8 protein-coding genes and 1 pseudogene are annotated in these 9046 nt (G+C 69.1%); 3 read left to right on the top strand and 6 right to left on the bottom strand.

The window, feature by feature from the left end; all coding sequences use genetic code 11:
• From AC5RV2_RS11430 to AC5RV2_RS11410, 5 genes and pseudogenes are all read right to left on the bottom strand, one after another.
• Positions 1–659: pseudogene (locus AC5RV2_RS11430) on the bottom strand (efflux RND transporter periplasmic adaptor subunit); the annotation flags it as partial.
• A 182-nt stretch (positions 660–841) separates the two neighbouring features.
• Positions 842–1705 carry a universal stress protein gene (locus AC5RV2_RS11425; RefSeq protein ID WP_494064817.1) on the bottom strand — a complete coding sequence of 288 codons (864 nt, stop codon included), beginning with the start codon at positions 1703–1705 and terminating at the stop codon, positions 842–844.
• A gap of 234 nt (positions 1706–1939) precedes the next feature.
• Positions 1940–3322 (bottom strand): 4-aminobutyrate--2-oxoglutarate transaminase, encoded by a 1383-nt coding sequence (gabT, locus tag AC5RV2_RS11420; RefSeq protein WP_494092429.1) that lies wholly within the window; start codon positions 3320–3322, stop codon positions 1940–1942.
• 281 nt (positions 3323–3603) lie between these two features.
• Entirely contained in the window at positions 3604–3741 is a 138-nt protein-coding gene (locus tag AC5RV2_RS11415) for a methionine/alanine import family NSS transporter small subunit (protein ID WP_494092428.1), read from the bottom strand.
• Positions 3738–5309, bottom strand: a complete 1572-nt coding sequence (locus AC5RV2_RS11410) for a sodium-dependent transporter (RefSeq protein ID WP_494092427.1) — start codon at positions 5307–5309, stop codon at positions 3738–3740. The genes AC5RV2_RS11415 and AC5RV2_RS11410 overlap by 4 nt, the downstream gene beginning before the upstream one ends.
• Positions 5310–5527: 218 nt before the next feature.
• Here AC5RV2_RS11410 and AC5RV2_RS11405 point away from each other — a divergent pair, with 218 nt between their 5' ends.
• The 3 genes from AC5RV2_RS11405 to AC5RV2_RS11395 all read left to right on the top strand — a co-directional run bounded on the left by AC5RV2_RS11405 (position 5528) and on the right by AC5RV2_RS11395 (position 8164).
• Positions 5528–6964 carry a PucR family transcriptional regulator gene (locus AC5RV2_RS11405; protein WP_494092426.1) on the top strand — a complete coding sequence of 479 codons (1437 nt, stop codon included), beginning with the start codon at positions 5528–5530 and terminating at the stop codon, positions 6962–6964.
• A gap of 47 nt (positions 6965–7011) precedes the next feature.
• Entirely contained in the window at positions 7012–7635 is a 624-nt protein-coding gene (locus tag AC5RV2_RS11400) for a putative glycolipid-binding domain-containing protein (protein ID WP_494092425.1), read from the top strand.
• 97 nt (positions 7636–7732) lie between these two features.
• Positions 7733–8164, top strand: coding sequence for a hypothetical protein (locus AC5RV2_RS11395; RefSeq protein WP_494092424.1), 432 nt, complete (start codon positions 7733–7735; stop codon positions 8162–8164).
• Positions 8165–8177: 13 nt separating this feature from the next.
• Here AC5RV2_RS11395 and AC5RV2_RS11390 read toward each other — a convergent pair whose 3' ends face one another.
• Positions 8178–8816 (bottom strand): LysE family translocator, encoded by a 639-nt coding sequence (locus AC5RV2_RS11390; protein ID WP_494092423.1) that lies wholly within the window; start codon positions 8814–8816, stop codon positions 8178–8180.
• Positions 8817–9046: the final 230 nt, after the last annotated feature.

The following is a 9046-nucleotide window of genomic DNA, read 5'->3' as shown; positions in this document are numbered from 1 at the left end:
GGGGCGCCGGCTGCCGGGCTCTCCCCGACCGTCACGGCCTTGCACTCGAAGGGCGCCGGGCCGCCCATGACCGTCACGGTGGCGGAACTGGGGCGGTCGAGCAGCCGGAACTGCTGCTCGGCGGTCAGTGTCCCGGTCACCGAAAAGGTGCCCGGGGAAATGACGGCAGCTTCGGCACCGACCGAGACCTGCTGGTCCACCAGCACGGACAGGTCGGTCAGCTTGCCCGCGGCGGGGGCCACCACGTTCACGTACGTGTACACGGGGGCAGCCGGTGGGGCCGGTTCGTCCTCCGGATCCGGTTCGAGCGAAACCTGCTGCACGGCGTCGGGTTCCACCGGCTTCTGCACCTGGAACAGCGCATCACCCCTGGCCACGTTCGCGCCGGCCTCTACGAAGAGGTGGTTCACCGTGCCTTCCGCCGTGCTGCGCACGGTCACGGCCGGGTCGCCGGCAACCGATCCCTCGAGCTGCACCACGTTGGTCACCGTGCCCACGGCCGCGGCGACGCTGGGCGTGACGAGGCGGGCCGAAGGCTGCTGGTCGACCGCCTCCGCGCGCATGCCATCCACGAAGGCGAGCTTGAAGAGCGCGGCAGCTATGACGGCGAAAATCGCCAGCCATACCACCGGCAGAACATAGCGGCGCACAGCACTCATGCAGGATCCCCCTCGTCGACGTGCGCCCTACGGCGCGTGACGGCGGGAAGCTGACACAGGACGTGAGACAAACACCCGCTTGTGACGGAGGTTACCAGTGCGGATGGCCGCGGCCGGCCAAGACACGGCCGCTCCAGGCTCGGCGCCGGCACCAACCTGTACGGCAGCCGGATGTTGCCCGGCTAGTCCCGCACCCCGTCCACTTCCTGCGGAACCACCACCATGGGCACCGGCAGCGAGCGCAGGACCTTGTACGCCGTGGCACCAAGGAACAGGCGGTTGTGCTGGGCGAGCCGGCTGGATCCCATGACCACCAGTTCGCCGTCGTCCCAGTCCAGGGAATCGATGGCCTCTTCGATGTTGCGCCCATGGGCCACGGTCACCGTGGCGTTGCCGGGAGGCAGTTCGGTGGCGGCCTGGGCCAGCACGGAGTTCGCGTGCAGGTGGGCACTGTGGATGGCCTCGCCGCTGTCCGGCTCTTCACGGGTGTCCAAAGAGACCAGGGACACCAGGCGCAGCTGCAGGCCGCGGCGGGAGGCAGCGTTCAGGGCCACGTCCCGGGCGGCCTGCGCGCCCTGCCGCTCGCCGATGAACGCGGTCAGCCGGGTCAGCGGCTCTGTCCGCTGGTACCCGCGGGGCGCCAACGCCACCGGAATCGGCGAGGCGTGCAGGAGGGCATTTGCCACGCTGCCCACAGTGAACCGTTTGAACAGGCTGTTGCTGCTGGCGCCGATGACGATCAACCTTGCGCCGGCTTCCTCGCCCGCCGCGATCAGCCCCTCGGCGAACGATTCGGCGGACCGTACCTTGAATTCGGCGTTGACGTCTGCCGGGACCAGTTTCATGGCCTCGCGGCGGGCGGTGAGGACTTCCTGCTCGCTGGCGCTGACGCGGCTGCCTTCGGGGTTCAACGCCACGTAGGGGGCGCTGTCTGCCACCACATAGACGATATCCAGCCCCGTCCCCTGCGTCCGGGCGATCGCCACGGCCAATGCCACGGCATCGGCTCCCCGCTCATCCGGCTGGTATCCCACCACATAACGCATGCAAACTACCCCTGTCCCTGTCCGTGGAGCAGCGGATGCGACGGCGCCGGCACATCCGCACCCCGTGACGCGATGATGGTTCCGACTCTAACCCGAGACCGCCGGCGGCAACAGGCCGGGAGCAGGACGGGGCGGGCGGGACTGAGCGGCCTTAAAAGGACCGCGGGCTGCCGCCGGACCCGCCCGCATGACGAGGGGATCCGGCAGCCGCCCGTTCGGACGCTGCCCGGGTAACTAGGCCGCCGCCACCTTCCGGATGGCTGCTTCCAGCACGTCCAGGGCATCGGCCAGCAGTTCGTCGCCGATCACCAGCGGCGGCAGCAGTCGCACCACGTTGCCGTAGGTGCCGCAGGTGAGGATGATGACGCCTTCCTGCAGGCAGGCGGCGGCGATCTCCTTGGTGGCCTCGGCGTTGGGCTCCTTGGTGGTCTGGCTGGTGCCGGGCTTGACGAACTCCAGCGCCAGCATGGCGCCGCGGCCGCGCAGCTCGCCGATGATGTCCACTTCCTCGGCCAGCTTCCGCAGCCGGCCCATGACCTGCTCTTCGATGTGGCGGGCCCGGGCGTTGAGGTCCTGGGTCTGCATGGTGTCGATGGCAGCCAGCGCGGCGGCGCAAGCCACCGGGTTGCCGCCGTAGGTACCGCCCAGTCCGCCCGGGTGCACGGCGTCCATCAGCTCGGCGCGGCCGGTGATCGCGGACAGCGGCATGCCGCCGGCGATGCCCTTGGCCATCGTGATGATGTCGGGCACCACGCCGTCGTGCTCCGAAGCGAACCAGGCACCGGTGCGCGCGAACCCGGACTGGACCTCGTCCGCGATGAACACCACGCCGTTGTCCTTGGCCCACTGGGCCAGCGCGGGGAGGAAGCCCTCCGCCGGGACAATGAAGCCGCCCTCGCCCTGGATCGGCTCGATCAGGATCGCGGCCACGTTCTCGGCGCCGATCTGCTTCTCGATCATCGTGATGGCGCGGCGGGCCGCGTCCTCGCCCTTGATGTCGGCTTCCTCGCGGTACGGGTAGCTCATCGGCACCCGGTAGATCTCCGGCGCGAAGGGGCCGAAGCTGCCGGCCGGGCTGGACTTGTAAGGGGTTGCCTTGGCGGTCAGGCCCATCGTCAGGTTGGTGCGGCCGTGGTAGGCGTGGTCAAAGGCGACGACGGCGGTGCGGCCGGTGGCGATGCGGGCCACCTTCACGGCGTTCTCCACGGCTTCGGCCCCGGAGTTGAACAGCACGGAGCGCTTCTCGTGGTCGCCCGGGGTCAGCTCGGCCAGTTTCTCGGCGACGGCGATGTAGCCCTCGTAGGGGCTGACCATGAAGCAGGTGTGGGTGAACTTGGCGACCTGCTCCTGCACCGCGGCGACGACGGCGGGGTCGGAGGCGCCGACGCTGGTCACGGCGATGCCGGAGCCCAGGTCGATGAACGAGTTGCCGTCCACGTCGGTGATGATGCCGCCGTCGGCGTCGGCCACGTAGACCGGAACGCCGGAGGCGACGCCGGCGGCAACCACGGCGCTGCGGCGGGCGGCCAGTTCGGCGGACTTCGGGCCGGGGAAACCGGCCGAGACGTCGCGCTTTTGCTCCAGCCGGAACTGGGGCTGGGTCGTCTGAGTGGTCATGATGTGCCTTTCACGTTGAGGGTGGGAATGCCGCGGACAGCCCGGAGGATCCGCACACTCGCATCGCAGCGGCAGCTGCGCGGGGACCGGCGGACAGGCCGGGCCACGGGAGGCCGGGCTCTACAGCGAGATTACGGTTCCCGGCCCGCAGCTGCCTATGGCGCCCCGCACAGCGAATGTGCAATGTTGCCGTGCACATGGCCAGACGGAGCGACGGCGGCGCCCGCCGGCCTGGAGGCCGCAGGACGCCGCCGCTGCGGGCTGGGGGGTCAGGGCCCGGTTCAGAGCTCCGGTGCGTGGTCTGCCGGCAGGGCACCCTCGTCTTCGGGGTGGCGGCTGAGGTTGACCAGGGCCAACGCCAGGCCTCCCCATACCGTCAGGATGGAAATGATCAGCATGACAATTGCTGCGGTACTCATGGCTGTGTCTCCTTCAGGGTGTGGGCATCCAGCTCCGGGTCGTTGGCCGCCGACTTCTTGCTCCAGGGAATCAGCGACAGGATGAAGCCGACCACGATCAGGGACCCCGCCATGCCCCAGCCGAAGACGTTCACGAACCAGTCGGGCATGGGCGGGTCGCCGTAGCCTTCCTGGATCCTCTTGATCAGTTCGCTGATCAGGATGTAGCCGAGCACGATCGGCGCGATGATGCCGACCATGATGCGCCACCACAGGCCCAGCTTGATGGACGAGACCTCGCTGACGTGTCCGCCCAGCAGCGGCAGCTTGCGGAATCCGTAGGTCACCAGCAGCACGGTCGCGAGGGCGCACGCCATGATGCCGAAGCTGTTGACGAAGGCATCGGTGACGTCCAGCAGGTTCAGGCCGGTGGTGGTCGGGAACAGCAGGATGGAAATCAACGCCAGCGGGATGCCGACGCACCAGGTGGTCTTGATGCGGCTCATGCCCAGCTTGTCCTGGACTGCGGAGATGATGACCTCGATGATGCTGATCAGCGAGGTGAATCCGGCGAACACCAGCGAGCCGAAGAAGAGCACGCCGAGCAGTCCGCCCAGCGGGGCCTCGGAAATGATGGTGGGGAACGCGATGAACGCCAGCCCGATCCCGCCGGCGGCAACGTCGCCGACCTCGGCACCGGCGCTGAAGGCCATGAAGCCGACGGCCGCGAAGACGCCGATGCCGGCCAGGATCTCAAAACCGGAGTTCGCGAAGCCCACCACGAACCCGGATCCGGTCAGGTCCGTCCGGTGCTTCAGGTAGGACGCGTAAGTGACCATGATGCCGAAGGCAACGGACAGCGAGAAGAAGATCTGGCCGTAGGCCGCGGCCCACACCGTCGTGTTCGTGAGCGCACTCCAGTCGGGAGTGAACAGTGCGTTCAGCCCGTCGGCTGCACCGGGCAGGAACAGCGACTGGACCACCAGGAGCAGGAACATGACCAGCAGCAGCGGCAGGAACACGATGTTCGCCCGTCCGATGCCCTTCTGCACGCCGGCGGCGAGCACCAGCAGAACCACCGCCCAGACAACCACCAGCGGGATGAGGACCGTCGGCACGAAGTCGAAGCCGATGTTTACGTCCTTGCTCACCTGGAGGAAAGATTCCATGAAGAACCCGGCGGGGTCGTCCCCCCACTCCTCGGTGACGGAGTAGATCATGTACATCGCCGCCCAGGCGATGATGACGGCGTAGTAGACGCAGATGACGAAGCAGATGGCCACCTGCCACCAGCCCAGCCCTTCGGCGCCGCGCGCCAGCCGGCGGTAGGCCAGCGGGGCGGAGCCACGGTGGCGGTGTCCGACGGCGTAGTCCAGGAACAGCAGCGGGATGCCCGCGGTCAACAGCGCCACCAGGTAGGGAATGATGAAGGCGCCGCCGCCGTTTTCGTAGGCAACATAGGGGAAGCGCCAGATGTTGCCCAGGCCGACGGCGGAGCCGATGGCCGCGAGGATGAACACCTTGCGGGTGGACCACATCTCGCGCTTGGGCTTGGCGCCCGACGCTGCCTGCGGGGTAGGGGTACTCATGAAGGGACCTCACGGTGTAGGGCTGGCAGGGGTGTGACGCACGTGACGCCGCGGACCATCCTAGCGCCGGTGGGCAGCTGCCCGGAAAACCGGTCCGGCGCCGGGCGCGACGCAAGAGCACGAACGCCGGGGGGCCCGCCCGCCCGCGCCGGCGAGCGCCCCGCGCCGCTCCGCCGCGAATAGTGCAGCTGCACAACAGCCGCCCGTATAGTGAAGGCATGGCTGTCACTCTTGCCAAACTTCTGGCCTCCCCCGCGCTGCACCTGAAGCTTGTCGGTACCGCGCAGGGCGACCCGGACGCGCCCATTACCTGGGTGGCTTCGACGGAACTCGAGGACCCGTTGCCCTTCCTGACCGGCGGCGAAGTGGTGCTGACCACCGGCCTTCGCCAGAAGACCGCGGCCGCGCAGCGCAGGTTCGTGGAGCGGGTGCACGAGGCCGGCGCGGTCGGCATGGGCTTCGCGCTCGGGCTGACGCACCGCCGGGTCCCGGCGGGCGTGCTCGCCGCCGCCAACGAGCTGGAGCTTCCGGTCTTCGAAGTTCCCTACGAGACCCCGTTCGTGGCGATCAGCAAGATGGTCGCCGACGCCATTTCCGCCGACCATTACAACCGCCTGGAGCACCTGCTCAAGGACCACCAGGCGCTGGCCGCCTCGTTGCTGGGCGGCGGGGGCCTCCCCGCGCTCCTGCGCACCCTGGCAGAGATGGTGGGCACCGACGTCGTGCTCTCGCAATACGGCACCCGGCTGTACGGAACCGGCAGCGACGGGGAAACCAGCTGGCACGAGCTTCCCATCGCCACCGGCCTGAAGGACCGCTGCACGCTGGCCCTGGGCAAGCCGTACGAGCGCAACGCCATCGTGGACTACGCGCAGAGCCTGATCAGCCTGGAACTGAGCAACCAGGCGCACCGCCGCGCGGCCGACCGCAGCTCCGTGGGCCAGGTGCTGCTGGACGTGGTGCGCGGGGTGCTGCAGGGCGGCGACGCCTCCCTGCGGTTGAGCAACGTGGGGATCGACGCCGGACGGCGCCAGCTGGTGGTCATGGTGCAGGTGGCCGCCGCCCAGCGCCGCGCACTGCCCACGCTGCCGCTGCCCGCCGCGTTCGATGGCGTGGTCACCGGCCTGGTCGACGAGCGGCTGGTGCTGGTGGTGCAGGGCGCCGAATCGGGCGAGGCGCTCGGCCGGGAGCTGAGCGCGTACCTGCAGAACGCGGGCTTCTCCGCGACGGTCGGGGTGGGCGGCAGCTATGCGCAGGCGAACGGGCTGCGCTGGAGCTACTTCGAGGCCAAGGAGGCGGTGGGCCGGGGCGAGCGGCTGAACGTGCCGCAGCGGCTGTCCCTGACCTCCCTGCTGCTGGCCTCGGAAGACGTGCCGCTGGCCGATCTTGCGGCCGAGGCACTCGACCCGCTGGCCGAGTTCGACGCGGCCCACGACGCGGCGCTGCTGCCAACGCTGCAGGCCTATCTGGAGTTGAACGGCTCGGTGGCGGCCGTGGCCGAGGAGCTGGGCCTGCACCGGAACTCCGTGCGCTACCGGCTGTCCCAGATCGTGGAGCTGACCGGCTACGATCCCGCCCTCACCGCGGACCGGGTGCACCTGTGGCTGGCCCTGACGGTGCGGCGGCTGGGTTCGGTGTCCCGGACGAAAGGCTAGCCGGCCGGTCCCTTGCCAATACCCGGCGCAGACACAAGGCTGGGGGCATGGGACACGAGACGCACGAAAGCCGGACGGTCACCTGGCTGGGAAGCGACGATCCGCAGCGCGCCGACACCGCGACCCTGAACCTGGAACCGGAGCGTCTGAGCGCCCACGGCGCCTCCCGCACCGCGGCCTACGCCGCCAGCTGGTCCCTCACGACCACCGGCAACTGGTTCACCGAAAGCCTCACGGTGTCCGTCCACGGGCGGGGCTGGAGCCGGCATCTGGTGCTGGACCGCGCGCCCGACGGCAGCTGGAGCGCCGCGACCAGGGTGTCCGGGGACAGCGGCCTGCCGGAACCGGGGATCGCCGATCCGGAATCCCTGGTCGGGGCGGTGGACTGCGACCTGGGTTTGTGCCCGGCCACCAACACCATGCCGATCCTGCGGCTGGGCCTGGTTCACGACGCCGAGGCCGCCGCGGAATTGACGGTCGCGTGGGTGGAGATGCCGAGCCTGCGCGTGCTCGGCCAACAGCAGATCTACAGCGGCTCCCGCGCCTACGACGACCGCACGGGCACCGCCGCGGTCACCTACACCTCCGGGGACTTCAGCGCCGAGATCGTGGTGGATTCGGACGGCATCGTCATCGACTACCCCGGCCTGGCCACCCGCCGCCGGGACTGACACGCGGGGTAAGCACCACCGTCGCCGTTCAGCACAGTCGGTGCCGCCGCATAGGATGGGACCCAAGCCCTCCAATCAACCGTTCCAGGGAGAAACCATGCCCGAAATGTTCGTGGACAAATTCCGTGCCCTCGTGCCCCAGTATCTGGACCGGAAGTGGACCGAGGACGACGGCATCTCCTACGACGAACTCGAGGAGCTGCTGGGCGAGCACAAGTTCCAGATCCCGCAGGCGTTGGTGGAGTTCTACCACGCGCTCGGCGGCTGCGAAGACCTGATGGAGGCGCACGACTTCTTCTTCGACCCGGACGAGCTGGAGATCGAAGGCGGCTACCTGCTGTTCCTGGACGAGATGGACGAAGAAGCGAACTGGGGCTTCAAGACTGAACACCTGGATGTGCCGGACCCCATCGTCTGGATCCGCACGAACGGCCCGAAGCCGCAGTGGCAGAGCGAGGAGGCGACCTTCAGCGAGTTCGTCTTCGAGATGTTCGAGTGGGTCTTCGGCGACGACGACGAGGAAGACTGAGCCGCCGGCGGGCTCAGCGGCTCTCGGCCGCCAGGGCCACGCCGAAACCGACCAGCACGGTGCCCGTGATCCGGTCGATGGCGCGCGTCACGGCCGGCGTGCGCAGCCACTTCCGGGCCGCATGCGTGCCCCAGATGATGGCCGAGAAGAACACCAGCCCCTCCAGGTTGTGCACCAGGGCCAGCAGGATGCCCATCAGCGCCGGGGAGACGCCCGGCGGGATGAACTGCGGGATCATCGCCACATAGAAGACGCCGACCTTCGGGTTCAACAGGTTCGTCCCGACGCCGGTGAGCCACGCCCTGACGTACGACGACGCAGCGGCCGGCGCACCGGCGTCCGGAAGGTGCGTCGCCGGTTTCCGGAACGACCTCCACAGCATCAGGGTGCCCAGCCAGGCCATGTAAGCGGCGCCGGCCACCTTCAGCACCGTGAACGCCGTTTCCGAGGCGGCCAACAGCGCCGACGCCCCGACTGCGGCCGCGATGCCCCAGGCCAAGGCTCCGGTGTTGATGCCCAACGCCGTCGCGTACGCCTTGCCCCGGCCGTGGCTGACGGCTGATCGCAGCACCAATGCGGTGTCCATGCCGGGAACCAGGGTCAGCAGGCCGGCCACCAGGGCGAAGGACAACAGTGCTTGTTCTACGGTCACCCGTTAGCCCCCGAAGGACGGCGCCGGCACGGTTGACATGGTCAAGGTGGACCGGCCGGTCATACCTCGCGGTCCACGACGGCCTCGGCGAAGGCCGTCAGCGCGGCCTTGACCGTGCTCTCGGGCAGCGGGGCAAGGGAGGCCTTGGCGGCGTCGGCCCATTCACCCGCGATGGCCCAGGCCTGGGCGGTGACCGGGTGCCCGCGCAGCGCGGAGACGGCGTCGGCCAG

This window comes from Arthrobacter sp. Y3225116 (assembly GCF_059091245.1).
Note: the sequence above shows the minus strand (reverse complement) of the source record. Positions and strands in the feature narration are given on the sequence as shown.

Coding starts and splice junctions, on each gene's coding strand:
- AC5RV2_RS11395 (WP_494092424.1), top strand. CDS start 7,733: ATGCCCGAAATGTTCGTGGACAAATTCCGTGCCCTCGTGCCCCAGTAT.
- AC5RV2_RS11410 (WP_494092427.1), bottom strand. CDS start 5,309: ATGAGTACCCCTACCCCGCAGGCAGCGTCGGGCGCCAAGCCCAAGCGC.
- AC5RV2_RS11415 (WP_494092428.1), bottom strand. CDS start 3,741: ATGAGTACCGCAGCAATTGTCATGCTGATCATTTCCATCCTGACGGTA.
- AC5RV2_RS11405 (WP_494092426.1), top strand. CDS start 5,528: ATGGCTGTCACTCTTGCCAAACTTCTGGCCTCCCCCGCGCTGCACCTG.
- AC5RV2_RS11400 (WP_494092425.1), top strand. CDS start 7,012: ATGGGACACGAGACGCACGAAAGCCGGACGGTCACCTGGCTGGGAAGC.
- AC5RV2_RS11425 (WP_494064817.1), bottom strand. CDS start 1,705: ATGCGTTATGTGGTGGGATACCAGCCGGATGAGCGGGGAGCCGATGCC.
- gabT (WP_494092429.1), bottom strand. CDS start 3,322: ATGACCACTCAGACGACCCAGCCCCAGTTCCGGCTGGAGCAAAAGCGC.